Annotated in this window: 26 protein-coding genes; 12 read left to right on the top strand and 14 right to left on the bottom strand. The window is 51.9% G+C overall.

Features of this window, described 5'->3' with window-relative positions; genetic code table 11:
* Nucleotides 1-74 precede the first annotated feature (74 nt).
* Nucleotides 75-1208 carry an LPS O-antigen length regulator Wzz(fepE) gene (gene wzz(fepE), locus A7589_RS02085; RefSeq protein ID WP_105282570.1) on the top strand — a complete coding sequence of 378 codons (1134 nt, stop codon included), beginning with the start codon at nucleotides 75-77 and terminating at the stop codon, nucleotides 1206-1208.
* Here the strand turns inward: wzz(fepE) and fepC are convergent.
* Genes fepC through fepD form a run of 3 tightly spaced genes read right to left on the bottom strand, consistent with a single transcriptional unit; the run spans nucleotide 1205 to nucleotide 4010 of the window.
* Nucleotides 1205-2020 (bottom strand): iron-enterobactin ABC transporter ATP-binding protein, encoded by an 816-nt coding sequence (gene fepC / locus A7589_RS02080; RefSeq protein ID WP_000140655.1) that lies wholly within the window; start codon nucleotides 2018-2020, stop codon nucleotides 1205-1207. The two genes, wzz(fepE) and fepC, sit on opposite strands and share 4 nt — an antisense overlap.
* Complete coding sequence (gene fepG / locus A7589_RS02075; RefSeq protein ID WP_000640930.1) at nucleotides 2017-3009, bottom strand: iron-enterobactin ABC transporter permease; 993 nt, start codon at nucleotides 3007-3009, stop codon at nucleotides 2017-2019. Before fepG ends, fepC begins: the two co-directional genes overlap by 4 nt.
* Nucleotides 3006-4010 carry a Fe(3+)-siderophore ABC transporter permease gene (gene fepD, locus A7589_RS02070; protein ID WP_010355438.1) on the bottom strand — a complete coding sequence of 335 codons (1005 nt, stop codon included), beginning with the start codon at nucleotides 4008-4010 and terminating at the stop codon, nucleotides 3006-3008. Before fepD ends, fepG begins: the two co-directional genes overlap by 4 nt.
* A 110-nt stretch (nucleotides 4011-4120) precedes the next feature.
* Between fepD and entS the strand changes: the two genes are divergently transcribed.
* Complete coding sequence (entS, locus tag A7589_RS02065; RefSeq protein WP_001041809.1) at nucleotides 4121-5371, top strand: enterobactin transporter EntS; 1251 nt, start codon at nucleotides 4121-4123, stop codon at nucleotides 5369-5371.
* Between the two features lie 80 nt (nucleotides 5372-5451).
* Here entS and fepB read toward each other — a convergent pair whose 3' ends face one another.
* Entirely contained in the window at nucleotides 5452-6417 is a 966-nt protein-coding gene (fepB, locus tag A7589_RS02060) for a Fe2+-enterobactin ABC transporter substrate-binding protein (protein ID WP_001234326.1), read from the bottom strand.
* A 188-nt stretch (nucleotides 6418-6605) separates the two neighbouring features.
* On the opposite strand from fepB, the gene entC reads away from it, so the two are divergent.
* The 7 genes from entC to A7589_RS02025 all read left to right on the top strand — a co-directional run bounded on the left by entC (nucleotide 6606) and on the right by A7589_RS02025 (nucleotide 14060).
* Nucleotides 6606-7781 carry an isochorismate synthase EntC gene (gene entC, locus A7589_RS02055; protein ID WP_010355437.1) on the top strand — a complete coding sequence of 392 codons (1176 nt, stop codon included), beginning with the start codon at nucleotides 6606-6608 and terminating at the stop codon, nucleotides 7779-7781.
* Between the two features lie 9 nt (nucleotides 7782-7790).
* Nucleotides 7791-9401, top strand: a complete 1611-nt coding sequence (gene entE, locus A7589_RS02050) for a (2,3-dihydroxybenzoyl)adenylate synthase EntE (RefSeq protein WP_000026817.1) — start codon at nucleotides 7791-7793, stop codon at nucleotides 9399-9401.
* 13 nt (nucleotides 9402-9414) lie between these two features.
* The gene (gene entB / locus A7589_RS02045; RefSeq protein WP_001007134.1) at nucleotides 9415-10272 is read left to right on the top strand and encodes an enterobactin biosynthesis bifunctional isochorismatase/aryl carrier protein EntB; all 858 of its coding nucleotides are present in this window, start codon (nucleotides 9415-9417) and stop codon (nucleotides 10270-10272) included.
* Complete coding sequence (gene entA, locus A7589_RS02040) at nucleotides 10272-11018, top strand: 2,3-dihydro-2,3-dihydroxybenzoate dehydrogenase EntA (RefSeq protein WP_000347626.1); 747 nt, start codon at nucleotides 10272-10274, stop codon at nucleotides 11016-11018. The genes entB and entA overlap by 1 nt, the downstream gene beginning before the upstream one ends.
* Before the next feature lie 2 nt (nucleotides 11019-11020).
* Entirely contained in the window at nucleotides 11021-11434 is a 414-nt protein-coding gene (entH, locus tag A7589_RS02035; RefSeq protein ID WP_000637934.1) for a proofreading thioesterase EntH, read from the top strand.
* Between the two features lie 180 nt (nucleotides 11435-11614).
* On the top strand, nucleotides 11615-13720 hold the full coding sequence (gene cstA, locus A7589_RS02030) for a pyruvate/proton symporter CstA (RefSeq protein ID WP_001043161.1): 2106 nt from the start codon (nucleotides 11615-11617) through the stop codon (nucleotides 13718-13720).
* A gap of 142 nt (nucleotides 13721-13862) precedes the next feature.
* On the top strand, nucleotides 13863-14060 hold the full coding sequence (locus A7589_RS02025; RefSeq protein WP_000460431.1) for a YbdD/YjiX family protein: 198 nt from the start codon (nucleotides 13863-13865) through the stop codon (nucleotides 14058-14060).
* Nucleotides 14061-14069: 9 nt separating this feature from the next.
* Here the strand turns inward: A7589_RS02025 and hcxA are convergent, their stop codons facing one another.
* Nucleotides 14070-15158: a hydroxycarboxylate dehydrogenase HcxA gene (gene hcxA, locus A7589_RS02020; RefSeq protein ID WP_001120481.1), complete on the bottom strand. Its 1089-nt coding sequence runs from the start codon at nucleotides 15156-15158 to the stop codon at nucleotides 14070-14072.
* Between the two features lie 108 nt (nucleotides 15159-15266).
* Between hcxA and ybdL the strand changes: the two genes are divergently transcribed.
* Entirely contained in the window at nucleotides 15267-16427 is a 1161-nt protein-coding gene (gene ybdL / locus A7589_RS02015; protein WP_000183904.1) for a methionine-oxo-acid transaminase, read from the top strand.
* Here the strand turns inward: ybdL and A7589_RS02010 are convergent, their stop codons facing one another.
* The 4 genes from A7589_RS02010 to dsbG form a co-directional block, all read right to left on the bottom strand.
* A complete protein-coding gene (locus A7589_RS02010) occupies nucleotides 16428-17057 on the bottom strand; it encodes an IbrB-like domain-containing protein (RefSeq protein WP_000528560.1) in 630 nt (209 codons plus the stop codon).
* Nucleotides 17030-18250, bottom strand: coding sequence for a phosphoadenosine phosphosulfate reductase (locus A7589_RS02005; protein WP_000029785.1), 1221 nt, complete (start codon nucleotides 18248-18250; stop codon nucleotides 17030-17032). The genes A7589_RS02010 and A7589_RS02005 overlap by 28 nt, the downstream gene beginning before the upstream one ends.
* 140 nt (nucleotides 18251-18390) lie before the next feature.
* Nucleotides 18391-19296: a DNA-binding transcriptional repressor CitR gene (gene citR / locus A7589_RS02000; protein WP_000002458.1), complete on the bottom strand. Its 906-nt coding sequence runs from the start codon at nucleotides 19294-19296 to the stop codon at nucleotides 18391-18393.
* A gap of 208 nt (nucleotides 19297-19504) precedes the next feature.
* Complete coding sequence (dsbG, locus tag A7589_RS01995; RefSeq protein WP_000913741.1) at nucleotides 19505-20251, bottom strand: thiol:disulfide interchange protein DsbG; 747 nt, start codon at nucleotides 20249-20251, stop codon at nucleotides 19505-19507.
* Between the two features lie 373 nt (nucleotides 20252-20624).
* Here dsbG and ahpC point away from each other — a divergent pair, with 373 nt between their 5' ends.
* Both ahpC and ahpF read left to right on the top strand, forming a co-directional pair.
* The gene (gene ahpC, locus A7589_RS01990) at nucleotides 20625-21188 is read left to right on the top strand and encodes an alkyl hydroperoxide reductase subunit C (RefSeq protein ID WP_000052804.1); all 564 of its coding nucleotides are present in this window, start codon (nucleotides 20625-20627) and stop codon (nucleotides 21186-21188) included.
* A gap of 128 nt (nucleotides 21189-21316) precedes the next feature.
* A complete protein-coding gene (gene ahpF / locus A7589_RS01980; RefSeq protein ID WP_105282573.1) occupies nucleotides 21317-22882 on the top strand; it encodes an alkyl hydroperoxide reductase subunit F in 1566 nt (521 codons plus the stop codon).
* 119 nt (nucleotides 22883-23001) lie between these two features.
* Here ahpF and uspG read toward each other — a convergent pair whose 3' ends face one another.
* The 5 genes from uspG to citT all read right to left on the bottom strand — a co-directional run bounded on the left by uspG (nucleotide 23002) and on the right by citT (nucleotide 26809).
* Nucleotides 23002-23430 carry a universal stress protein UspG gene (gene uspG / locus A7589_RS01975; protein WP_010352343.1) on the bottom strand — a complete coding sequence of 143 codons (429 nt, stop codon included), beginning with the start codon at nucleotides 23428-23430 and terminating at the stop codon, nucleotides 23002-23004.
* 123 nt (nucleotides 23431-23553) lie between these two features.
* Nucleotides 23554-23643 carry a small membrane protein YldA gene (gene yldA, locus A7589_RS23555; protein ID WP_016159109.1) on the bottom strand — a complete coding sequence of 30 codons (90 nt, stop codon included), beginning with the start codon at nucleotides 23641-23643 and terminating at the stop codon, nucleotides 23554-23556.
* Between the two features lie 142 nt (nucleotides 23644-23785).
* Entirely contained in the window at nucleotides 23786-24196 is a 411-nt protein-coding gene (gene rnk / locus A7589_RS01970; RefSeq protein ID WP_016159108.1) for a nucleoside diphosphate kinase regulator, read from the bottom strand.
* Between the two features lie 229 nt (nucleotides 24197-24425).
* The gene (rna, locus tag A7589_RS01965) at nucleotides 24426-25232 is read right to left on the bottom strand and encodes a ribonuclease I (protein ID WP_010355769.1); all 807 of its coding nucleotides are present in this window, start codon (nucleotides 25230-25232) and stop codon (nucleotides 24426-24428) included.
* Between the two features lie 113 nt (nucleotides 25233-25345).
* Nucleotides 25346-26809, bottom strand: coding sequence for a citrate/succinate antiporter CitT (gene citT, locus A7589_RS01960; RefSeq protein WP_000050310.1), 1464 nt, complete (start codon nucleotides 26807-26809; stop codon nucleotides 25346-25348).
* Nucleotides 26810-26818: the final 9 nt, after the last annotated feature.

Here is a 26818-nt window from a genome sequence, read left to right as displayed (position 1 = left end):
GATAATTCTTGCTAACTGATAAAGTGAGCGCCGTGGAGATTTAATCTTATTGGACTCATTTCAGGTCATATCGCATGTCATCACTGAATATTAAGCAGGGAAGCGATTCTCATTTTCCCGATTATCATCTGGCGTCGCCCAGTAATAATGAAATTGATTTACTTAAACTTATCGAAGTTTTGTGGTACGCAAAAACGCGGGTAATAGCGGTGGCTTTAGCCTTTGCCTGTATCGGGCTACTGGTGTCTTTCATTTTGCCGCAAAAATGGACCAGCTCGGCAGTTATCACGCCCGCAGAGGCTGTCCAGTGGCAAGATCTGGAGAAGGTCTTCACCAAACTCCGCGTGCTGGATCTGGATGCCAATATCGATCGCAACGGTGTGTTTAACCTGTTTATCAAGAAATTTCAGTCTGTGAGTTTATTGGAAGACTATCTGCGTTCGTCCCCTTATGTCATGGATCAATTAAAAGAGGCGAAGATTGATGAACAGGAGCTGCATCGCGCTATTGTCACATTGAGCGAAAAAATGAAAGCGGTTGATGACAACGCCAGTAAGAAAAAAGATGAGCCTGCGTTGTATACTTCCTGGACATTAAGTTTCACCGCACCCACCAGTGAAGAAGCGCAGACAGTATTGGCTGGTTATATCGATTATATCTCGACGTTGGTGGTGAAAGAGTCGCTAGAAAACATACGTAATAAACTGGAAATCAGAACCCAGTTTGAAAAAGAAAAACTGGCTCAGGATCGCATTAAAACGAAAAACCAGCTTGATGCAAATATTCAGCGGCTCAATTATTCACTGGATATTGCCAATGCGGCAGGAATTAAAAAGCCTGTTTACAGTAATGGTCAGGCTGTTAAAGATGACCCTGATTTTTCTATTTCTCTCGGTGCTGACGGTATTGAACGCAAACTTGAAATTGAAAAAGCGGTTACTGACGTTGCGGAACTAAATGGTGAATTACGTAATCGTCAGTATCTTGTCGAGCAATTAACAAAAGCAAATGTCAACGATGTGAATTTTACGCCGTTTAAATATCAGTTGCGTCCATCCTTGCCGGTGAAAAAAGACGGTCCGGGAAAAGCGATTATTGTGATCCTTTCCGCCTTGATCGGCGGTATGGTTGCTTGTGGCAGTGTGCTCTTACATCATGCAATGGCATCCAGAAAACAGGATGCCATGATGGAAGATCGGTTAGTTTAAATCACGGCGGTTGATGGTGCCGTTCGTCCGAGCGGCACCACTAATGGCGTTCCGGCTACCGGATCGTCAATAATCATGCAGCGCAGACCGTAAATACGCTCGATCAATTCAGCAGTGACAATCTCTTTCGGCGCCCCCTGAGCGACAATTTTTCCTTCCCGCAGCGCAATCAAATGGCTGGCGTAGCGACAGGCCTGATTAAGATCGTGCAGCACCGCTGCCAGCGTATAGCCTTTCTCGCGGTTCAGTTCGCTCAACAACTCCAGCAAATCAATCTGATGACTGATATCCAGCCAGGTGGTCGGCTCGTCGAGCAGCATAATCGCCGTTTCCTGTGCCAGCACCATGGCGATCCACGCTCGCTGCCGTTGCCCTCCGGAAAGGGTGTCAACGCTTTGATTCGCCAGATGTGTAATGCCCGTGGCCTGCATCGCTTTCGTTACCGCCTCTTCATCTTCTTTGCGCCAGCGTGTAAACAGCGGTTGATGCGGGTAACGTCCACGCGCCACCAGCTCCTGCACGGTGATATCTCCCGGCGTGGTAGCGTTTTGCGCCAGCAGACCAATCCGGCGTGCGACCTCTTTACTGGCGTAATGTTGAATCTGTTCGCCATCCAGCCAGACATGCCCGTGGGCAGGCGTCATCAGGCGGCTTAACGTACGCAGCAACGTGGATTTTCCACAGCCGTTTGGCCCGATAATTGCCGTGAAGTGACCGTCAGGAATTTCTACAGTCAGATTTTCCGCAACGGTATATTTGCCATATCCGAGGGTTAACTGTTCGCCGCGCAAACGGGCTACTGATTCGGTCATTTTTTGCGAGACTCCTGAATTAACAAGACGATAAGGTAAATACCGCCGAGGCTGACGGTAACGACGCCAACCGGAAGTTGATACGGCATAAACAGTTGTTGGGCGCAGAGATCGGCGGCCAGCAGTAGCAGCGCACCACACAGCGCAGCCTGGGTTAGTCCCCAGCGGGCAGTGCCGCTGATGCGCCGGGCAATGTGCGGTGCAACCAGCGCAATAAAGGAAATCGGCCCCGCCAGGGCAGTTGCCGCAGCGGTAAGTACTACGGCGACCAGCATCATTAACAGACGCGAGCGTTCGACGCTGACACCCAGCGCGCAGGCGGTATCATCGCCCATTTCCAGCAAGCGCATCCGGCGTACCAGCAAGGCGGCGGCAATTAACATCAATATAATGATTGGCGCGGAAGGCCAGGTTTTTGTCCACGTCAGGCCGTTGAGCGATCCGGCATTCCATAATCCTGCGGTTAGTGCCGTTTCTAAGGACGCTTTCAGCAACAGCCAGGTATTAAAGGCCACCAGCATGGCGCGAACGCCGATGCCGATAATAATCAACCGAAAGGTGTCGATACCGTTACGCCAGGCAAGCAGCCAGACCAGTAGAGAAGTGACAATGCCGCCTGCCATTGCTGCCAGCGCGATAGCTGTCAGATCCTGACCAAACAGCACCATCGCCACCAGTACGCCGCTCCACGCTCCGGTGTTAAAGCCCATTACGTCAGGGCTGCCGAGCGGGTTACGCATCAACGACTGAAAAATCGCGCCGCTGACGCCCAGCGCCGCGCCAATTAACAGCGCCATCAGCACGCGTGGTAAACGCCATTCGGTGACCACCATCGTCATACTGCGCGGCGCATCGCCCATCAGCGCGGCGAATACCTGCGAGGTTTCCAGCGTGACTGCACCACTGCGTAATCCCCAGATACCTGCAACCACACTGGCGGTAATTAGCAGCAAACAGGTGATGATTAATCGGCGAGAGACGTAAATCATGCGCCACCTCGTGTTTTACGTCGCACGAGGAAGATTAGCACCGGCGCACCAATAAATGCACTGACCACGGAAACGCGCAGCTCGCCGGGAACAATCACACGCCCGATGATATCGGCAAACAGCAGCAGGGCAGGGGTAGCGAGTAGCGTGACGGGCAGCGACCAGCGATGATCGGCACCTACCAGCCAGCGCGCCATGTGCGGCATCATCAGGCCGATAAAGGCAATCGGGCCAACTACCGCTGTCGCACTACCACAAAGCACGGTAATCGCCAGCAGACCAATTAACTGTGTGCGCGCCACGCGACTGCCCAGCGCCGTCGCGGTGTCGCTGCCGAGGCTTAAACTGTTCAGTGCGCGGCTCAGTAATAGCGCGGTTGCTCCGGCGATCAGCACCGGGATCAGCACCACTTTTAAGGTGTGTAGATTGCGAATATCCAGCGAACCGGCTTGCCAGAAACGCAGTTGATCGTAGACGTCAGGATTAAGCAGGGCGATGCCGCTGGTCAGCCCTTCCAGCACCGCTGCCAGCGCCACGCCCGCCAGGGTTAAACGCACCGGACTTAACTGCCCGCCGCCCTGGCTACCGGTAAAGGCAACAATCAACGAGGCCACCAGCGCGCCAGCGAAGGCCATCGCCAGTTGTTCCTGCGCGGAAGAGTAACCAAACAGCGCCGCGCCCAGCACAATGGCAAAGCTGGCTCCGGCGTTTACGCCAAGCAAACCAGGGTCGGCAAGCGGATTTCGGGTGAGAGTTTGCATTAACGCCCCGGCAAGACCAAGCGCACCGCCTGCCAGCAATCCGGCAAGGGTGCGCGGCAGTCGGGCGTCTAGCACGATGGTGCAGTCGGCGCTCTGGCAGGTGCCGAAGAGAGCCTCGAGCACGACGGAGGCGGGGAGTGATTTTGCCCCAATGAGCAGGCTTAATGCCGTCGCGATAATCAGTAATAACAGCAATCCGGGCACGGCAATGGCGCGTGTCACGGCAACAGAACCAGACATACGAACTTCCATGATAATGAAATTAATTATCGTTATCGATCTTATTTGGATATGTTAGCATGTGCAGCCTAAGAATAGGTATTTAAAATATTTGATGGCAAGGCATTGTAATGAATAAACAATCCTGGCTGCTTAACCTCAGCCTGTTGAAAACGCACCCAGCGTTTCGCGCAGTATTCCTCGCTCGTTTTATCTCTATTGTTTCTCTGGGTTTGCTCGGCGTCGCGGTGCCGGTGCAGATCCAGATGATGACGCATTCTACCTGGCAGGTGGGGCTTTCGGTGACGCTCACCGGCAGCGCGATGTTTGTTGGCCTGATGGTTGGCGGCGTGCTGGCAGATCGCTATGAGCGCAAAAAAGTGATTCTGCTGGCGCGCGGCACTTGTGGCATTGGTTTTATTGGCCTGTGTTTGAATGCGCTGTTGCCAGAGCCATCTCTATTGGCAATCTATTTACTTGGTTTATGGGATGGTTTTTTCGCATCGCTTGGCGTTACGGCGCTACTGGCGGCGACACCTGCACTGGTAGGGCGTGAAAACTTAATGCAGGCCGGGGCGATCACCATGTTGACCGTGCGCCTGGGATCGGTGATTTCGCCTATGATTGGCGGTTTACTGCTGGCGACTGGCGGCGTAGCCTGGAACTACGGGCTGGCGGCGGCGGGAACGTTTATTACCCTGCTGCCGTTGTTAAGCCTTCCGGCGCTGCCACCGCCGCCGCAGCCGCGTGAGCATCCGCTGAAATCGCTTCTGGCAGCGTTTCGTTTTCTGCTCGCCAGCCCGCTGGTGGGGGGAATTGCGCTGCTGGGTGGTTTATTGACGATGGCGAGTGCGGTGCGGGTACTGTATCCGGCGCTGGCTGACAACTGGCGGATGTCGGCAGCACAGATTGGTTTTCTCTATGCGGCGATCCCGCTCGGTGCGGCTATTGGCGCGTTAACCAGCGGAAAGCTGGCGCATAGCCCGCGACCAGGGTTATTGATGTTGCTTTCCACGCTGGGATCGTTCCTCGCCATTGGTCTGTTTGGCCTGATGCCGATGTGGATTTTAGGCGTGGTTTGTCTGGCGCTGTTCGGCTGGCTGAGTGCGGTTAGTTCGTTGCTGCAATATACAATGCTGCAAACGCAAACCCCGGAAGCGATGTTAGGGCGGATTAACGGTCTGTGGACGGCGCAGAACGTGACGGGCGATGCCATAGGCGCGGCGCTGCTGGGTGGTCTGGGAGCGATGATGACACCGGTTGCTTCCGCAAGCGCGAGCGGTTTTGGTTTGTTGATTATCGGCGTGTTGTTATTGCTGGTGCTGGTGGAGTTGCGACGTTTTCGCCAGACGCCGCCGCAGGTGACAGCGTCCGACAGTTAGCTAAAGGTGCATTTTCCCCTCACCCTAACCCTCACCCCAAAGGGGCGAGGGGACTGTTAGTGCTCTAATTGTATGTTTTATCAATCTTTTTTAAACAGTGAATTAAGCCTACCCAGCACTTGCATGGCGCTGTAGTAATCCAGACGGAACGTCTCGGTTCCCAGCGCATAAACCTGCTTGTTTTGTACTGCAGGCAGGTGCGCGAGCAGCGGATTGGCATAAATAGCATCGGCGTCTTTCTGATCACCGGCGAACAGGAATAGTGACTCGCCATTTAACCCTGCCGCCAGATTTTCCCCACCAAGCTGAATGATGTCATGGCGTTTGCCCTGGCTTTGGCTGGCGTTTAACCCTGCGGGCAACTTCGCCAGCGTAAAGCCGAGTTGTTCCAGCATCTGCCCTTGTGCTGATTCCGGCGTCCAGAGATTAGCACTGTGCGCGGCAGCAGTATAAACAATGGCAGTGACTGGCTGCGGCGGTAATTTGATTTGCTCTTTCGCCGCCGTCAGTTGCTTATCAAACTGTGCAATCCGCTCTGCCGCTTGTTTCTCATGTCCGGTAATTTCGCCAAGCTGCGTTAACAGCGACTGCCAGCTTTTGTCGTCGTAATTGATGATTAATGTCGGGGCGATGGTGGAAAGCTGATCGTACAGCGCCAGCGCCGAATCGCCGCCGGTGGCGCTAATTAAAATCAGATCTGGCATTTGCGCGGCAACGGCTTCGGCACTCGGTTCGCCGATATAGAGCCGCTGCAGTTTGCGTTTTTTCGCCACCTTGCTCCACTGGCGTAAAAAGCCCTGGTCATCCGCTACGCGGTTATTCGGCGTAGTTGCGCCGCTGGCGATCACTGGAGCATCGATCGCCAGCAGTGAGCCGGTCAGGGTGACGCTGGTGGAAACAATACGCTGCGGTTGGCTTTCCAGGGTATGAGTGCCACGACTGTCAGTAATCTGACGCGGCCAGTCGGCAGCCTGAACGGCGGCTATTCCTGAAAGCAAAAGTCCTGTTAATAGAAGGGCGTTGCGGTAGAGCGGGGCGAGTCTCACGAATCAGCTTCCTGTTATTAATGAAGTTAATGCTTCTCATTTTCATTGTAACGACAAGCAGATGCAACCCCGAGTTGTAGATTGCGTTGCCTCAAGAGTTGACATAGTGCGCGTTTGCTTTTAGGTTAGCGACCGAAAATATAAATGATAATCATTATTAAAGCCTTTATCATTTTGTGGAGGATGATATGGATACGTCACTGGCTGAGGAAGTACAGCAGACCATGGCAACACTTGCGCCCAATCGTTTTTTCTTTATGTCGCCGTACCGCAGCTTTACGACGTCAGGATGTTTCGCCCGTTTCGATGAACCGGCTGTGAACGGGGATTCGCCCGACAGTCCCTTCCAGCAAAAACTCGCCGCGCTGTTTGCCGATGCCAAAGCGCAGGGTATCAAAAATCCGGTGATGGTCGGGGCGATTCCCTTCGATCCACGTCAGCCTTCGTCGCTGTATATTCCCGAATCCTGGCAGCCATTCTCCCGCAAAGAAAAACAAGCTTCCGCGCGCCGTTTCACCCGCAGCCAGGCGCTGAACGTGGTGGAACGTCAGGCAATTCCAGAACAAGCCACGTTTGAACAGATGGTCGCCCGCGCCGCCGCACTTACTGCCACGCCGCAGGTCGACAAAGTGGTGTTATCACGGTTGATTGATATCACCACCGACGCCGCCATTGACAGCGGTGTACTGCTGGAGCGGTTGATTGCGCAAAACCCGGTTAGTTACAACTTCCATGTCCCGCTGTCCGATGGTGGAGTTCTACTCGGTGCCAGCCCGGAACTGCTGCTGTGTAAAGACGGCGAGCGTTTCAGCTCCATTCCGTTAGCCGGTTCCGCGCGTCGTCAGCCGGATGAAGTGCTGGACAGGGAAGCGGGAAATCGACTGCTGGCGTCGGAAAAAGATCGCCATGAACATGAACTGGTGACCCAGGCGATGAAAGAGGTGCTACGCGAACGCAGCAGTGAGTTACACGTTCCTTCCTCTCCACAACTGATCACCACGCCGACGCTGTGGCATCTCGCAACTCCCTTTGAAGGTAAAGCGAATTCGCAAGAAAACGCACTGACTCTGGCCTGTCTGCTGCATCCGACCCCCGCGCTGAGCGGTTTCCCGCATAAGGCCGCGACCCAGGTTATTGCTGAACTGGAGCCGTTCGACCGCGAACTGTTTGGCGGCATTGTCGGCTGGTGCGACAGCGAAGGTAACGGCGAGTGGGTGGTGACCATCCGCTGCGCAAAATTGCGGAAAAATCAGGTGCGCCTGTTTGCCGGAGCGGGGATTGTGCCTGCGTCATCACCACTTAGCGAATGGCGCGAAACCGGCGTCAAACTTTCTACCATGTTGAACGTTTTTGGATTGCATTAAGGAGCGAGGATGAGCATTCCATTCACCCGCTGGCCGGAAGAGTTTGCCCGTCGCTATCGGGAAAAAGGCTACTGGCAGGATTTGCCGCTGACCGACATTCTGACTCGCCACGCTGCGAGTGACAGCATCGCGGTTATCGACGGCGAGCGACAGTTGAGTTACCGGGAGCTGAATCAGGCGGCGGATAACCTCGCGTGTAGTTTACGCCGTCAGGGCATTAAACCGGGTGAAACCGCGCTGGTACAACTGGGTAACGTCGCTGAACTGTACATTACCTTTTTCGCACTGCTGAAACTGGGCGTTGCGCCGGTGCTGGCGCTGTTCAGCCATCAGCGTAGTGAACTGAACGCCTATGCCAGCCAGATTGAACCGGTGTTACTGATTGCCGATCGCCAACATGCGCTGTTTAGCGGGGATGATTTCCTCAATACTTTCGTCACAGAACATTCCTCCATTCGCGTGGTGCAACTGCTCAACGACAGCGGTGAGCATAACTTGCAGGATGCGATTAACCATCCGGCTGAGGATTTTACTGCCACGCCGTCACCTGCTGATGAAGTGGCCTATTTCCAGCTTTCTGGCGGCACTACCGGCACACCGAAACTGATCCCGCGTACCCATAACGACTATTACTACAGCGTGCGCCGTAGCGTCGAAATTTGTCAGTTCACGCAGCAGACGCGCTACCTGTGCGCGATTCCGGCGGCGCACAACTACGCCATGAGCTCGCCGGGATCGCTGGGCGTATTTCTCGCTGGCGGCACTGTCGTTCTGGCAGCCGATCCCAGCGCCACGCTCTGCTTCCCATTGATTGCAAAACATCTGGTCAACGTCACCGCGCTGGTGCCGCCGGCGGTAAGCCTGTGGTTGCAGGCGCTGGCTGAAGGTGAAAGCAGGGCGCAGCTTGCCTCGCTAAAACTGTTACAGGTCGGTGGCGCGCGTCTTTCTGCCACGCTTGCGGCGCGTATTCCCGCAGAGATTGGCTGCCAGTTGCAGCAGGTGTTCGGCATGGCGGAAGGGCTGGTGAACTACACCCGTCTTGATGATAGCGCGGAGAAAATTATCCATACCCAGGGCTACCCAATGTGTCCGGACGATGAAGTGTGGGTTGCTGATGCTGAAGGAAATCCACTGCCGCAAGGGGAAGTTGGACGCCTGATGACGCGCGGGCCGTACACCTTCCGTGGCTATTACAAAAGCCCGCAGCACAATGCCAGCGCCTTTGATGCCAACGGTTTTTACTGTTCCGGCGATCTGATCTCCATTGATCCAGACGGTTACATCACCGTGCAGGGGCGCGAGAAAGATCAGATCAACCGTGGCGGCGAGAAGATCGCTGCCGAAGAGATCGAAAACCTGCTGCTGCGCCATCCGGCGGTGATCTACGCCGCACTGGTGAGCATGGAAGATGAGCTGATGGGCGAAAAAAGCTGCGCTTATCTGGTGGTGAAAGAGCCGCTGCGTGCAGTGCAGGTGCGTCGTTTCCTGCGTGAGCAGGGTATTGCCGAATTTAAATTACCGGATCGCGTGGAGTGTGTGGATTCACTTCCGCTGACGGCGGTCGGGAAAGTCGATAAAAAACAATTACGTCAGTGGCTGGCGTCACGCGCTTCAGCCTGAAGGAGAGAACACGATGGCTATTCCAAAATTACAGGCTTACGCACTGCCGGAGTCTCACGATATTCCGCAAAATAAAGTCGACTGGGCATTTGAACCGCAACGCGCCGCGCTGTTAATCCATGATATGCAGGATTATTTCGTCAGCTTCTGGGGCGAGAACTGCCCGATGATGGAACAGGTGATCGCGAATATTGCGGCGCTGCGTGACTACTGCAAACAGCACAATATTCCGGTTTATTACACCGCGCAGCCGAAAGAGCAGAGAGATGAAGATCGGGCGCTGCTGAATGATATGTGGGGGCCTGGCCTGACCCGTTCGCCGGAACAGCAAAAGGTGGTGGATCGCCTGACGCCGGATGCCGACGACACGGTGCTGGTGAAGTGGCGCTACAGCGCGTTTCATCGTTCCCCGCTGGAGCAAATTCTCAAAGAGAGTGGACGTAACCAGCTGATTATTACCGGGGTATATGCCCACATTGGCTGTATGACTACCGCAACCGACGCATTTATGCGCGATATTAAACCGTTTATGGTGGCGGATGCGCTGGCCGATTTCAGCCGTGACGAGCATTTGATGTCGCTGAAATATGTGGCCGGACGGTCTGGTCGGGTGGTGATGACTGAAGAATTACTGCCAGCACCTGTCCCCGCCAGCAAAGCGGCGTTGCGTGAGGTGATCCTGCCGTTGCTGGACGAGTCCGATGAACCGTTCGATGACGACAACCTGATCGACTACGGTCTGGATTCGGTGCGCATGATGGCGCTGGCGGCGCGCTGGCGCAAAGTGCATGGTGATATCGACTTTGTCATGCTGGCGAAAAACCCAACCATTGATGCCTGGTGGAAACTGCTCTCCCGCGAGGTGAAATAATGGATTTCAGCGGCAAAAATGTCTGGGTTACCGGAGCGGGTAAAGGTATCGGTTACGCCACGGCGCTGGCGTTTGTTGACGCGGGTGCGAAAGTTACAGGTTTTGATCAAGCGTTCACTCAGGAGCAATATCCCTTTGCGACCGAAGTGATGGATGTAGCCGACGCCGGGCAGGTGGCGCAGGTATGTCAGCGATTGTTAGCTGAAACGGAGCGACTGGACGTGCTGGTCAATGCGGCGGGAATTTTACGCATGGGCGCGACCGATCAGCTCAGCAAAGAAGACTGGCAGCAGACCTTTGCGGTCAACGTCGGCGGCGCGTTTAACCTGTTTCAGCAAACCATGAACCAGTTTCGCCGTCAGCGGGGCGGGGCGATTGTTACGGTAGCGTCCGACGCTGCACACACGCCGCGTATTGGTATGAGTGCTTATGGCGCGTCGAAAGCGGCGCTGAAAAGCCTGGCGTTGAGCGTCGGGCTTGAACTGGCGGGTAGCGGCGTGCGCTGTAATGTGGTTTCACCGGGTTCCACCGATACCGATATGCAACGCACGCTGTGGGTGAGCGATGACGCCGAAGAGCAGCGTATTCGCGGCTTTGGCGAGCAGTTTAAACTCGGCATTCCGCTGGGGAAAATTGCCCGTCCGCAGGAGATCGCCAACACGATTTTGTTCCTCGCCTCTGACCTCGCCAGCCATATCACGCTACAGGATATCGTGGTGGATGGCGGCTCAACGCTGGGAGCATAAGCATGATCTGGAAACGCCATTTAACGCTCGACGAACTCAACGCCACCAGCGACAACACAATGGTGGCGCATCTGGGAATTTTTTATACCCGCCTGGGCGATGATGTGCTGGAAGCCGAAATGCCGGTTGATACCCGTACTCATCAGCCGTTTGGCCTGCTGCATGGCGGTGCGTCGGCGGCGCTGGCGGAAACGCTGGGATCGATGGCCGGATTTATGATGACTCGCGACGGACAGTGTGTGGTAGGCACGGAACTGAACGCCACGCATCATCGTCCGGTGTCTGAGGGAAAGGTGCGCGGCGTCTGCCAGCCGCTGCATCTTGGGCGGCAAAATCAGAGCTGGGAAATCGTCGTTTTCGATGAACAGGGGCGGCGTTGCTGCACTTGTCGGCTGGGTACGGCAGTTTTGGGATGAACCCGACAGAATTAAATGAGATTGCAGGAAAACTCGGTTAACGGAGTGATCGAGTTAACATTGTTAAGTTAATTATTGGTTTTAACTCTTATTTGTTTGGTTATCGCGTTGTTAAATTTCACAAAGATGTTATAGAAACAAAATGTAACATCTCTATGGACACGCACACGGATAACAATTATGAACAAATCAGGGAAATACCTCGTCTGGACAGTGCTCTCTGTAATGGGAGCATTTGCTCTGGGATACATTGCTTTAAATCGTGGGGAACAGATCAACGCGCTGTGGATTGTGGTGGCGTCGGTCTGTATCTATCTGATCGCTTATCGTTTTTATGGTCTGTATATCGCCAAAAATGTGCTGGCGGTTGACCCGACGCGTATGACGCCAGCGGTGCGCCATAACGACGGGCTGGACTATGTGCCGACGGACAAGAAAGTGCTGTTCGGTCACCATTTTGCGGCCATTGCCGGCGCAGGCCCGCTGGTGGGGCCGGTGCTGGCAGCGCAAATGGGCTACCTGCCGGGGATGATCTGGCTGCTTGCCGGAGTGGTTCTCGCCGGTGCAGTGCAGGATTTCATGGTGCTGTTTGTTTCCACGCGCCGTGACGGTCGCTCGCTGGGCGAACTGGTCAAAGAAGAGATGGGGCCAACCGCCGGGGTGATTGCGCTGGTAGCCTGCTTTATGATCATGGTCATCATCCTTGCAGTGCTGGCGATGATTGTGGTGAAAGCCCTGACTCATAGCCCGTGGGGAACGTATACCGTTGCGTTTACTATTCCGCTGGCGCTGTTCATGGGGATCTACCTGCGCTACCTGCGTCCTGGTCGCATTGGGGAAGTGTCGGTGATTGGCCTGGTGTTCCTGATTTTCGCCATTATCTCTGGCGGCTGGGTGGCAGAAAGCCCGACCTGGGCACCGTACTTTGACTTTACCGGCGTGCAGCTGACCTGGATGCTGGTGGGTTACGGTTTTGTGGCGGCGGTGCTGCCCGTATGGCTGCTGCTGGCTCCGCGTGACTACCTTTCTACCTTCCTGAAAATCGGGACTATCGTCGGTCTGGCGGTAGGCATTTTGATCATGCGCCCGACGCTGACCATGCCTGCGCTGACCAAATTTGTCGATGGCACTGGCCCGGTATGGACCGGTAACCTGTTTCCGTTCCTGTTTATCACCATCGCCTGTGGTGCGGTGTCTGGCTTCCATGCGCTGATCTCTTCCGGCACCACGCCGAAGATGCTGGCAAACGAAGGGCAGGCGTGTTTTATCGGCTACGGTGGGATGTTAATGGAATCCTTCGTGGCGATTATGGCGCTGGTTTCTGCCTGTATCATCGATCCGGGCGTGTATTTTGCCATGAACAGCCCGATGGCGGTGCTGGCTCCGGCGGGTACGACGGATGTGGTGGCTTCTGCCGCGCAGGTGGTGAGTAGTTGGGGCTTTGCGATAACCCCGGATACGTTAAATCAGATTGCCAGCGAAGTCGGTGAACAGTCGATCATTTCCCGTGCGGGCGGTGCGCCGACGCTGGCGGTGGGGATGGCCTACATTCTGCACGGCGCGCTGGGCGGCATGATGGATGTGGCGTTCTGGTATCACTTCGCCATTTTGTTTGAAGCACTGTTTATTTTGACGGCGGTAGATGCGGGTACGCGTGCTGCGCGCTTTATGTTGCAGGATTTGCTGGGCGTGGTGTCTCCGGGTCTGAAACGGACGGATTCTCTGCCTGCGAACCTGCTGGCAACGGCGCTGTGTGTGCTGGCGTGGGGCTACTTCCTGCATCAGGGCGTGGTCGATCCGCTGGGCGGTATTAATACCCTGTGGCCGCTGTTTGGCATTGCCAACCAGATGCTGGCAGGGATGGCGCTGATGCTCTGTGCCGTGGTGTTGTTCAAAATGAAACGCCAACGTTACGCCTGGGTGGCGCTGGTGCCAACGGCCTGGCTGCTGATTTGTACCCTGACCGCAGGCTGGCAGAAAGCGTTTAGCCCGGATGCGAAAGTCGGCTTCCTGGCCATTGCTAACAAGTTCCAGGCCATGATCGACAGCGGCAACATTCCGTCGCAGTATACCGAGTCACAACTGGCGCAACTGGTGTTCAACAACCGTCTGGATGCCGGGTTGACCATCTTCTTTATGGTGGTTGTGGTGGTTCTGGCGCTGTTCTCGATTAAAACGGCGCTGGCGGCATTGAAAGAGCCGAAGCCAACGGCGAAAGAAACGCCGTATGAGCCGATGCCAGAAAATGTCGAGGAGATCGTGGCGCAGGCAAAAGGCGCGCACTAAAGTCAGAGTGAGGGGGAATGTTGGTATAGTGCCGATGGTTCCCCCTCACCCTAACCCTCTCCCCGGTGGGGCGAGGGGACTGACCGAGCGCGTTGATAGCTATTAATGCACTCTCTCAGCAACCTGTTTACCGGAGGTATTGATGTTTGATTCACTGGCAAAAGCCGGAAAATATTTAGGTCAGGCGGCGAAGCTGATGATTGGTATGCCTGATTACGACAACTATGTCGAACATATGCGGGTTAACCATCCCGATCAAACGCCGATGACCTACGAAGAGTTTTTCCGCGAGCGGCAGGACGCGCGCTACGGTGGAAAAGGCGGCGCGCGCTGCTGCTAAATTTGTACGTCAGGCTTTAAACGATTCCACTTTTTCTAACGCTGCCCGCAACGTATCTGGTGTCAGCGTAACTGGCAGATAATGAATAGACTCCACCGGGCGCAAAGTATGGGCAATCACTTTGTCGATCTCCGCTTGATTATTGATATCCACTTCCAGCTCCGCCAGCGTAGTCGGCAGATGAAAACGTTGATACGCCCCTGTTAATTGCGCCAGCACATCATCCTGACCCAGCAAGGCGCTTTGCACCAGAATTCCGTAGGCGACTTTGGTGCCGTGGAGAAACTTCTCGGTTTGCGGCAGGACAGTCAGACCGTTATGCACGGCATGAGCCGCCGCCACACGCGTAAAACGATCGCCCAGACCACCGACCATTCCACCTCCGGCGATAATCGCATCCACCACATCGCAAAATGATTGCGTTAACTGCTGATTTTGCTGATCGGCAAGCGCCTGTTCGCTACTGTTTAATAAAACATCGCGGATGGCCTGCGCGTTATTGATTCCCAGACGCACGGTTAGCGGCAAGGTTTCTGGCTGCGGAGCTAGTACCACCGCTTCATACCATTTCGCCAGCGTGTCGCCGATCCCCGCCAGCAGATATTGTTGCGGCGCATTGAGGATAATCTCCGGTTCCACCAAAACCATAAAATTGGCGTCGTCGAAAATTTCATAATGTAGCGCCTGTCCGGCATCGTTATACCAGACGGAGAGCGGTGTCCAGGCGGCGCAGGTAGCGGCGATCGTCGGAACGGCAACAAACGGCAGACCGAGACGGCGGGCGAGGGCTTTCGCGGTGTCGAGCAGTGCGCCGCCGCCGACGCCAATTACTACGCTGCGATCGTCACCGGACTCAGCCGCCAGTTGTTGCACATCGCTTTCGCTGCAATGACCGCGAAACAAAATATGCTTTTCTCCTGGCAGTTCAAACGCTAGTGGAAGTTTGGTTTGCGCCGCAGCAATGGCACGTTCACCATAAATCCACACAGCGCGAGAAAGCTGTTCAGTCGTGAAAAAATCATGCAGATGATTGAGACTTCCGGGATGTGAAAAGTAGTTAGCCGGGCCGACGACGACGCGGATAGGATTGTGAGGCATGTTGTGTTGTCCTTATTGTTTTATTTAGACATCTAAACGTCTTGATTGCCAAATACTAGCATCGTGTTATAGTGCCTTCAACACGCAACTTCGTCAGGCACAATAAAAATGACAAATAACCCTCTGATTCCACAAAGCAAACTTCCACAACTTGGCACTACCATTTTCACCCAGATGAGCGCGCTGGCGCAGCAACACCAGGCGATTAACCTGTCGCAAGGCTTTCCTGATTTTGATGGTCCGCACTATCTACAGGAGCGACTGGCGTATCACGTTGCCCAGGGCGCAAATCAATACGCGCCAATGACCGGCGTACAGGCACTGCGCGAGGCGATAGCTGAGAAAACAGAACGGCTGTATGGCTATCAACCAGATGCCGATAGCGATATCACCGTAACAGCAGGGGCGACGGAGGCGTTATACGCGGCGATTACCGCGCTGGTACGTAGTGGCGATGAAGTTATCTGTTTCGACCCCAGTTATGACAGTTATGCGCCAGCCATTACGCTATCAGGTGGGATCGTGAAACGCATTGCGCTACAGCCGCCGCATTTTCGCGTTGACTGGCAAGAATTTGCTGCGCTATTGGGCGAGCGCACCCGGCTGGTGATCCTCAACACGCCGCATAATCCCAGCGCCACCGTCTGGCAGCAGGCTGATTTTGCCGCTTTGTGGCAGGCAATTGCCGATCGTGAGATTTTTGTCATTAGTGATGAAGTTTACGAGCACATCAACTTTTCACAGCCGGGTCATGCCAGCGTGCTGACGCATCCGCAATTGCGTGAGCGGGCGGTGGCGGTGTCATCGTTTGGCAAGACCTATCACATGACCGGCTGGAAAGTGGGGTATTGCGTTGCGCCAGCGCCCATCAGCGCCGAGATACGTAAGGTGCATCAGTATCTGACCTTTTCGGTCAACACCCCCGCACAACTGGCGCTTGCCGATATGCTGCGGGAAAATCCTGAACATTATCTTGCATTACCGGACTTTTATCGCCAGAAGCGCGATATTCTGGTGAACGCGTTAAGCGAGAGCCGGCTGGAGATTTTACCGTGTGAAGGCACATACTTTTTGCTGGTGGATTACAGCGCCGTGTCTACGCTGGATGATGTTGAGTTTTGCCAGTGGCTGACGCGGGAGCATGGCGTGGCGGCGATTCCGCTGTCGGTGTTTTGCGCCGATCCCTTCCCGCATAAACTGATTCGTCTCTGTTTTGCCAAGAAGGAATCGACGCTGCTGGCGGCGGCTGAACGCCTGCGCCAGCTTTAGTTATTTGACAGTCCAGGCGCGGGAATATTGACGGTCGGCAAACAGTTCTTGCAGGCCGTTAATTTGCTTCAGACGCAACACTTCGTCGCTGTCCATTCCCAACTCTTTGCCGATTTTATTGTCGTCCCAACCTAACTGGCTGAGTTCACGAACAATTTCTGACATTGCCGTGACCTGGTGGCGACCGCGCGCCCGGTTGTGGCGAATAGTTGCAGCGATACGTTCGTTACGTGTTCCTTCCAGGCAGGTGACCGGTAAATACCCTTTTAATCGCAATTTTAACGTGTTAGAGCCTTTACCAATTTCATGACGGTGAAAACCATCAACAATTTCAAGTGTGCTGGCTCGTGTGTTGGTCACCACAATTGGCTGGGTAAAACCATCGACCTCAATTGATTTTTGCAGTAATCGTTTCTCTGGCGGCGCGACGTTATTCGGATTGTAATCATTGGGAGTGAGTTGGGTGTTCTTAACCCACAAAACACAATCTACCGGTTCGTCGCGAAATGGACTTACTTGATGGATCGCCGTTCTGATCTCATTGATCGCTTTAATGCGATCTTCTTCCGCCAGACTGGCGAGAAATTGAGTTAAATCCTGCGTTAATCGCTGTTGCATAGTATTCCCCATTCCTGACGTTTTCCTTTAATCCGTTCGTTATAACGTTGATAATTTTTGGCTTTTGTGGGGCTGAATGATAATGCCCGACACCAATAATCATTGTTGAGCAATACTTTGCAGATACGTCGCCAGGAAGGAACATCTTTTGAGCCAATATCTCCATGCTGTGTCTGAGGGATCTCGATGCCTTTTTTTTGATACCAGTGCAAATAAACAGCAATCTTATTGCGATAATGTTCAGCCGTTTTTTCCGGCATACTATTAAGCAGTAATAAGGCATATTCTTGCCAGTCTAAATGGTCGGGCTTAAGGATCTTCCTATGACCATAAAATTGATTGTCATGACCAGCGTAAATTCCACCGCTTTTTACGCCACTGACCCTGGCGCACATTGCGGCCCATCGGTCAGGTTCAAGAACATGATATAGCCACAAACCTTGCCGTTGCTCTGGACCAAAAGGTTCGCAGATTCGCATATGACGCAGAGGGACGCCAGCCTGGTACATCAGGTTATACAAAGGGTTAGATAGAGTCTGGTGTTTAGCATACCAGGTCCAGATATCGGCCACCTTCCAGTCGTAAATGGGATAAATATACCAACAATGACCACCTGGTGCGGCGGTGGTCCACGGTTTATCGTCAGCAAAACGTTGTTTATTTAAGCTGGCAATGGCGACGAAACGATTATAAGACTCGTCGGCACGGATACCGACTAACATTGCGGCTGGACGATGTTGTGAAAACCATTCGGCAAATTCACGCACAAAATGTTCAAAGGTCATGCCTGATTGATAAAACGAGAAAAATGCTGGATCGGTTATCGCATCTTCTGGCGGCTGACGAACCCATTCAATATCAGGCTGCCAGCACTGCCATTCGGGTTGATATTGGGATAATGAATTTTGCGTTGTTAGCGGTAGTGCTACCCAATAAAACTCTTCGATAACATCGGCATACTGCTCACGTAGCGATTGAACATAGTCAATCGTACAAGAAAACTGAGCTTCCCAGTCGATAAACAGGACGTGTATTTTTTTTCCCATTTTTCTGGCCAGATCTGCGGTCAAATGGAGCATTAAGCCAGAATCTTTACCACCAGAAAAAGAGACGCATACGCGAGGCAGAGTATTAAGTGTCCAGGTGATACGGTCTTGTGCTGCTTCCAGGATATTGAGAGGTAGCGGGATTTTATAAATGGACATCTGAAGACGCTCTCTTAACGTGACCGTGAGAAAAGTGCGATAGTTTCCTGATTATAATATTAATAAATTAAAATGAGGTATCTTATTTTATATTCACATGCTGAATTTTTATGGCGAATATTATCCATGCCGGCAGATGTTTAACATAAGTTGTCATTCAAACGATCAATAAAACGAGAGAAACTCAGGTTGTTTAATGATGATTTATTATAGGAAATATAAAGTGTATTAGACGGTAGATTCTGTTCTATCTTTATTTGTTTTAATTGAAGGTTTTTTTGATAGCTACGATATAATTCGAAGGGCACAATGCCCAGTAAATCGGTAACCGCAATAGTATTGACAATAGTAAACAGTGAAGAGCTACGGAATGCTATTTTTCGGTTTGTAAGAATCGCTTCTATTTCCATCTGAAAATCTTCAAGGCCAGGTGCTTTCGATGTCAGAGAAGTGAACTCTTCATCAAGAATTTCTTCGCGGCTACTGTGTTCCGTTATTCTCGGATGGGATGCGCTACAGATAAGCGTGTTTCGTATCGACTGAAAAGGCATACAGCTTACCGAGCGACTGATGACCGGCATTAATGTGATGACCAGATCTGCTTTGCGATAAGTCAATAAATCTTCGGCGCTTTCTGCTGACATCATGATGTCATGATGTTCAATTTCTACGGCTGTATCTTGTCGCAGACATCCGATCAAGAGGCTACTGTTGGTTGAAGAGATGAGTTGCGGGCCATAAATAATAAATTTTTTCTTCAGTTCTGCTTTATTGACAATGTTGATTGTTTGCTCAAGGTTCTTGAGATTTTTCTCAAGGTGATGATGCAAATTTAACCCTGTCGTTGTTGGTGCAATACCTTTCCCGGAGCGAATAAATAAGGGGTCATTAAATTGTGCACGTAGACGTTGTAAAGACTGACTCACCGCAGAAGGGGTTATATATAACGATTCTGCGGCCTTGCTAATGCTAAGATGTTGGTATATGCATTCAAAAATGACAAGCAAGTTCAAATCGAATTTTTTTAAGTCGTAAAGATTAGCCATGATGCGCTCCATTCATATGCTTGTTCTCATAATATTCATCAAGTCAATGATATGGCTTTATGTATTTATATATATTATGTTGTTTTACTTAATTTACGATTAAGTTTTTCTAAAATACCATAGTTGATATGAGCGGGGTGAACAATACTTGCGATTTTATGGATAACTGAAAAGGAGTGAACTATTTCAGCTATCCATACAATGAATGTTATTTATTTCCCATAATAATATTTAAGGTCTTTTGATCCGGTAATCCGACAGCCTGCTGCAATGTGTTCTCTGGACTCATGTAATAAATCGCAGGTGTGACATTTGCACCCAGTTCGTCCATCAACGCCTCATTGGCACTTAGAATCTTCATCTGTTCCGGGCCCACGCTCCCGGAGAGGTTCAGCTTTAACTTGCCGCCTGATGCTTCATACTCTTGCCACGTTTTTGCCGGATCCTTAGACGCAAGGATTGCCGCCGCAGTGGCTGGGCTTTCGGGTTTTATCACGCCAACCAGTAGGGTACGGATTTGTACTTTACCGGCATCAACCCATGGGCGCGCTTGTTGCCAGAATTGTTTGCAATACGGGCAGAAAGGATCGGCAAAAACATAAACCACGACTGGTGCATCTTTTTTACCGTCAAGTAACCAGCTTGATTGTTCCATGCGTTGCCACATTTCGCGTCCGGCAGGTGCGTAAATCTCTTTTTCAATAAGGGCGTTACTGAGGTTCTCTCCCTTTTCGTTGTACATATAGCCAGATATGGCATGTTTGCCGTCGGGCGTAAGGTAGATAGTGACTCCCATGTCCTGATATTTCCCCAGATAACCTTTCATGCCGCCAGGTGCATCGAACGATTTGATAATCGTAATCCCCTGTTTTTCAATCGCTTTAACGGGCGCAGGAAGCTCTTCGGCGTAAGCAAATCCAGGGAGTAGGGTAAACAAAATTATCTTTTTTAACATTGCTTTGTCCTTTTCGTTCAGTGCAAATACACAATAAAAGGCTTAACCTATCACTGTCATAGTTAAGACCTTATGTCAGATGATTGCCCTTTGTTTATGAGGGTGTTGTAATCCCTCTCGTCGTTGCGATCATCATTGCAACACCGCAGCCTGTTGAACAGGCGCTGAAGATACCAAAGGGTAGTTCAGGTTATGCGGTCACCTGGAAAGGGGACCCTTTTTACTTTTTATCGCCGCTGGCGGTGCAAAGTTCACAAAGTTGTCTTACGAAGGTTGTAAGGTAAAACTTATCGATTTGATAATGGAAACGCATTAGCCGAATCGGCAAAAATTGGTTACCTTACATCACATCGAAAACACGGAGGAAGTATAGATGTCCTTGATTAACACCAAAATTAAACCTTTTAAAAACCAGGCATTCAAAAACGGCGAATTCGTTGAAATCACCGAAAAAGATACCGAAGGCCGCTGGAGCGTCTTCTTCTTCTACCCGGCTGACTTTACTTTCGTATGCCCGACCGAACTGGGCGACGTTGCTGACCACTACGAAGAACTGCAGAAACTGGGCGTAGACGTATACGCAGTATCTACCGATACTCACTTCACCCACAAAGCATGGCACAGCAGCTCTGAAACCATCGCTAAAATCAAATATGCGATGATCGGCGACCCGACTGGCGCCCTGACCCGTAACTTCGACAACATGCGTGAAGATGAAGGTCTGGCTGACCGTGCTACCTTCGTTGTTGACCCGCAGGGTATCATCCAGGCTATCGAAGTTACCGCTGAAGGCATTGGCCGTGACGCGTCTGACCTGCTGCGTAAAATCAAAGCAGCACAGTACGTGGCTTCTCACCCAGGTGAAGTTTGCCCAGCTAAATGGAAAGAAGGTGAAGCAACTCTGGCTCCGTCTCTGGATCTGGTTGGTAAAATCTAAGTTCCGCAATCGCGTAATTAATCGGGTGCTGCGGCACCCGATTTTCTTCCCCGCACCATGATGCAAGCTGCATCCAGGTAGCCGATGAGGCCGCTTGCATGATGATGTTTAAAGCCCAGGAGATAAACATGCTCGACACAAATATGAAAACTCAACTCAAGGCTTACCTTGAGAAATTGACAAAGCCTGTTGAGTTAATTGCCACGCTGGATGACAGCGCAAAATCGGCAGAAATCAAGGAACTGTTGGCTGAGATCGCAGAACTGTCAGACAAAGTCACCTTTAAAGAAGATAACAGCTTGCCGGTGCGTAAACCGTCATTCCTGATCACCAATCCAGGTTCCAACCAGGGGCCGCGTTTTGCAGGTTCCCCGCTGGGTCACGAGTTTACCTCGCTGGTACTGGCGCTGCTGTGGACCGGTGGTCATCCGTCGAAAGAAGCACAATCTCTGCTGGAGCAGATTCGCCATATCGACGGTGATTTTGAATTTGAAACTTATTATTCGCTCTCCTGCCATAACTGCCCGGACGTGGTGCAGGCGCTGAACCTGATGAGCGTACTGAACCCGCGCATTAAGCACACGGCGATTGATGGCGGTACGTTCCAGAACGAAATCACCGATCGCAACGTGATGGGCGTTCCGGCTGTGTTCGTGAATGGTAAAGAGTTTGGTCAGGGCCGCATGACTATTTCCGAAATCGTCGCCAAAATCGATACTGGTGCGGAAAAACGTGCGGCAGAAGAGCTGAACAAGCGTGATGCTTATGACGTATTAATCGTCGGTTCCGGCCCGGCGGGTGCAGCGGCGGCCATTTATTCCGCACGTAAAGGCATTCGTACCGGTCTGATGGGCGAACGTTTTGGCGGTCAGATCCTCGATACCGTTGATATCGAAAACTACATTTCTGTACCGAAGACCGAAGGGCAGAAGCTGGCAGGTGCACTGAAAGTTCACGTTGATGAATACGACGTTGATGTGATCGACAGCCAGAGCGCGAGCAAACTAATCCCGGCAGCAGTTGAAGGCGGCCTGCATCAGATTGAAACAGCTTCCGGCGCGGTACTGAAAGCACGCAGCATTATCGTGGCGACCGGTGCAAAATGGCGCAACATGAACGTTCCGGGCGAAGATCAGTATCGCACCAAAGGCGTGACTTATTGTCCGCACTGCGACGGCCCGCTGTTTAAAGGCAAACGCGTAGCGGTCATCGGCGGCGGTAACTCCGGTGTCGAAGCGGCAATCGATCTGGCAGGTATTGTTGAACACGTAACCCTGCTTGAGTTTGCTCCAGAAATGAAGGCAGACCAGGTATTGCAGGACAAACTGCGCAGCCTGAAAAACGTCGATATTATTCTGAACGCGCAAACCACTGAAGTAAAAGGTGACGGCAGCAAAGTTGTTGGTCTGGAATACCGTGACCGTGTGAGCGGCGATATTCACAACATCGAACTGGCCGGTATTTTCGTCCAGATCGGTCTGCTGCCGAACACTAACTGGCTGGAAGGCGCAGTTGAACGTAACCGCATGGGTGAGGTAATCATCGATGCGAAATGCGAAACCAACATTAAAGGTGTGTTTGCTGCCGGTGACTGTACGACTGTTCCGTACAAGCAGATCATCATTGCCACTGGCGAAGGTGCTAAAGCCTCTCTGAGTGCCTTTGACTACCTGATTCGCACCAAAACTGCATAAGAAGAAGTAAGATTCACCTGCAATTGTTAGCCGCTGGGGTCAAACCTGGCGGCTTTTTTTCGTTATAAAAAAACCTGCCGGGATTGCTCCGGGCAGGGCATCATAAATACGTTAATCTGTTAACGAACGACTAATACAGGCAGATTAGCATGGCGGATCACGCTGGAAGCGTTAGAACCTAACAGATGGGTTGAAATTGATGGATTACGCGAACCGATAACCACTACATCTGCATTCAGTTCTTTGGCTAACTCGTTCACCTCATCCCGCACGCTACCAAAGCGGACATGTGGTTTGATACGGGAGGGATCAATATTGAAATGACCAACCATTGTCTGTAGGCGTTCTTCCGCCTCATGTTGCAAATGCTCTTCGAAACGACGCACATCGGCAGCAAAACGGTGCAGACTAAGGCTTGCGGCGCCAGGTAATACATGGAGTAAATGAATTACACCATCATCCTGGGCGAGAAATTCAGCATGACGAACGGCTTTGTCGCTTAATTCCATTTCAAATACGTCTACCGGCATAATGATTGTTTTGTACATAAGCATTCTCTCCTTGCTGTTGCATGAATACATAACATCACATTATTGATTGCAGTTCTGTGATTTGCGACGTTGATTTTATATCTATTAAGTATTGATTGGTAAAATATATTCACATAAACACTACCAGTGTTGCTCAAGGTATAGCACCGCGACAACGAGTATTGCCGCGATGAAAATATAAAACACTGTAATACCAAGAGCTTCACTCATAATGGAGTCCGCAGGTTGATAACCTGTTCAGATTAGAACGTAGCGGGGAAGAGCAAAATGATAAGTCTGGTTGATATTTGAACAGAAAGAGGATGCGGATGCATCCTCTGGGCAAAGCGAGTAAACGCTTGTACAGATGGGATTAAAGCAGGTAGTCGCCAGCGGCTTCAGGCTGGTATTCGAGTTCCAGCACTTCAAGGTGGGTTGCGGTGCCGCCCGGAAGTTCCCAGTGAATGGTATCGCCAACGCGAAGTCCCAGCAGTGCGGCACCCACCGGAGCCATCACGGAAAGCTGAGTATTGCTGTCGGTCATTTTGGCCGGATACACCAGCGTGCGCACACGCACTTCGCCATCGCTAAGATTGCGGAATTTAACCCGGCTGTTCATCGTCACCACGTCGTGTGGCATCTCTTCTGGCGAACACATTTGGGCGCGATCCAACTCTGCGTTTAACGCGTCGGCGATTGGCAAACCGGCATAGGCGGGTTGCTCCAGCAGAATATCGATGCGTTCGGCATCCAGGTCGTTAATGATGATAGTTGGTCTGGACATTTTTACTCCATGTCGTCGGTACTGCGAGTGTCGCAGATAAACATACCCAAAAGAAAACCCTCACCGTCAGGCGGCGAGGGTTTAACTCATATGATGATACTGACTGTTGCTCACTCTTTGAAGTGATATACGTCACATTCAGGTAATTCCTCAATGCAGCGCATTATGTATATATATTAATCATCATGTTTTATGTAAAACGCGCTACGACGTTTTACAGATTTGATTATTAATAACCCGCTTTATCAATCACAAAGGCTTTGCCACAGTTGCCAGGGTGTGGTTGTGGTAAGAATGAGTTTGCTGAGAGCGGTGCGTTGATGGCGTCAGCTTTTATCGAAATCTGGATTTCAGTCAAATACGCCGGGTTACCCTGGCACGTTAACTTGACTGCTTTGACGTTCTCTTTCCCCCAACTTTTGGCAAAGGCGGCGTCAAAGTCACTGCGGCTCACGGTTTTTCCGTAGTTATCCGCGAGGAATTTTCCGGCTGCGCTCTCTTTAATTTCTTGATTCAGACGCACCATCGTGCCGAAATAAGCATCCGGGTCAAAACCAAAACAGGCACCATGTTTCGCGTATTCGTAACGTTCCAGACAAGAGCGTCCGCCAGCCCCCGGCATAACTTCACTCAGTTTAGCTGCGGTTTCCAGCGATAACCCGGTTTCCGGTGAGGAACACATCCGGCTGGCGCGAGCTTCCGGCAAGTTCGGGATTGGACGAGTGGCGCAGCCGAAGCGCATCCAGCGGCGTTCATCAACGCCACGCGCTGCAACTGATTTTGGCAACCCCGGCCACAGACCATGAACGGTCAGAAAATCGGCTTTGTTGGTCGTTTCGGTTTGCAGGCGACATTCATCCCGTTCGTTACGATTTCGATCGTGCTGGCTCTGGCAAAATCCTGTTTGCCAGGAGAGAGCCAGGACATAGCGGTCAAAATCGCCATACTGTTTTGCCTGCAACGCAGCGGCGTTGACAGAAGATAAGGGGAGCAGAGAAGCCGCCAGTAAAGCGGCGTTACGCCAGAATGCTTTCATAATGGGTGTGGGACTCATACATACACTGAATACTATCTATTAAATCATAAAAAAGCCCGCCAGGTGGGGTTACCTGGCGGGCGTGATGATTTATTCAGCGTTTGACGAACGTATTAGTTCCACATGGCGAGAATCGGCCAGCCTACCAGAAGCAGCATGGCAATATAAATCACCCCGAAGATAGCGCCAAGACGCCAGTAATCTTTTGATTTCACATAGCCGCAGCCGTAAATAATAACCCCTGGACCGGTTGCATATGGCGTCAGGCAGCCCATGATACCGATAGACAGAACCAGCAGGATACACAGTTGTTCCATCGGTACGCCCGGAATACCTTTACCGACGGCCAGAATGACCGGCAGCATGGTTGCGGTATGCGCAGAGAGGCTGGCAAACAGGTAGTGTGCAAAGTAGAAGACCAGAACCAGTACAATCACTGTGGCGTTTGGTGAGAAGCCTTCCAGGTGAGTACTCATGGTGCTGGCGAACCAGTCGATAAAGCCAGAACGGGTCAGGCCATTAGCCATAACAACCAGTGTTGCCAGGTTGACCAGCGTGTTCCATGCGCTGTTATAGCGGGTAATGTCTTTCCACGGCACAACGTGCAGCGCCAGCATCAGCGAAACCGCCAGCAGGCCAACTGCAGTGGCGTTAATGACTTCACTACCAAATACCCACAAACCTAAGCTGAGCAGAACAAGACCAATCAGCGTCCACTCTCTGCGTGTCAGCGCACCCATGGTTTTTAGTTCATCACCCGCCCAGGTTGCCACTTCTTCACTGTGTGTGATTTCCGGTTTGTACAGCACGTAGGAAAGCCACGGCGCAATGATAAGTAAGATAACCCCAACTGGCAGGAAGCAGAGGAACCACTGCAACCAGCTAATCTGGATACCGGCAATTTTGCTGACGAACTCCAGACCCAGCACGTTTGGTGCTGCACCGGTGACAAACATGGAGGAACTCAGACTGGTACTGATGACCATCATCCACATTAAATAACCGCCAATGCGACGTGCAGACGGATCGTTCGGGAATGATTTAAACAGCGGCGGCAGGTTTTTAATGACCGGGAAAACCGTACCCCCGGTACGTGCGGTGTTAGACGGTGTAAACGGAGCCAGCAGAATGTCGATAATGACAATTGCATAACCCAACGTCAGCGTGCGTTTACCCATGAATTTTACCAGGAAAAGGGCAATACGACGGCCTAATCCGGAAACTTCATACCCTAATGCAAAGATAAATGCGCCAAATACCAGCCAGACAGTGGTACTGGAAAAACCAGCCAGTCCCCATTTCAGCGCCTGTTTTTGGGCATTAAAAGCGGGGTCAGCTAATTCTTTGGCGTCAAAGAGCAGGTAATTACTGCCAATAACGCAAATAGTCACTGCAATAAAACTGATCGCTGTTGCCGGAATTGGCTCGAGGATCATGCCGACAATCATTGCCACAAACACGGCGAAGTAATGCCATGCCTGCGGCGGCATACCGTCGGGTACAGGGATAAGAAACATGACGCCCATCACCACCAGTGGGGCCAATAATTTCCATATCTTATCTTTTGCTAAAGACATACGGGTTCT

Origin of the sequence: Escherichia sp. MOD1-EC6475 (genome assembly GCF_003046645.1) — a bacterium.
GTDB classification, from domain to species: Bacteria; Pseudomonadota; Gammaproteobacteria; order Enterobacterales; family Enterobacteriaceae; genus Escherichia; species Escherichia ruysiae.
Note: the sequence above shows the minus strand (reverse complement) of the source record. Positions and strands in the feature narration are given on the sequence as shown.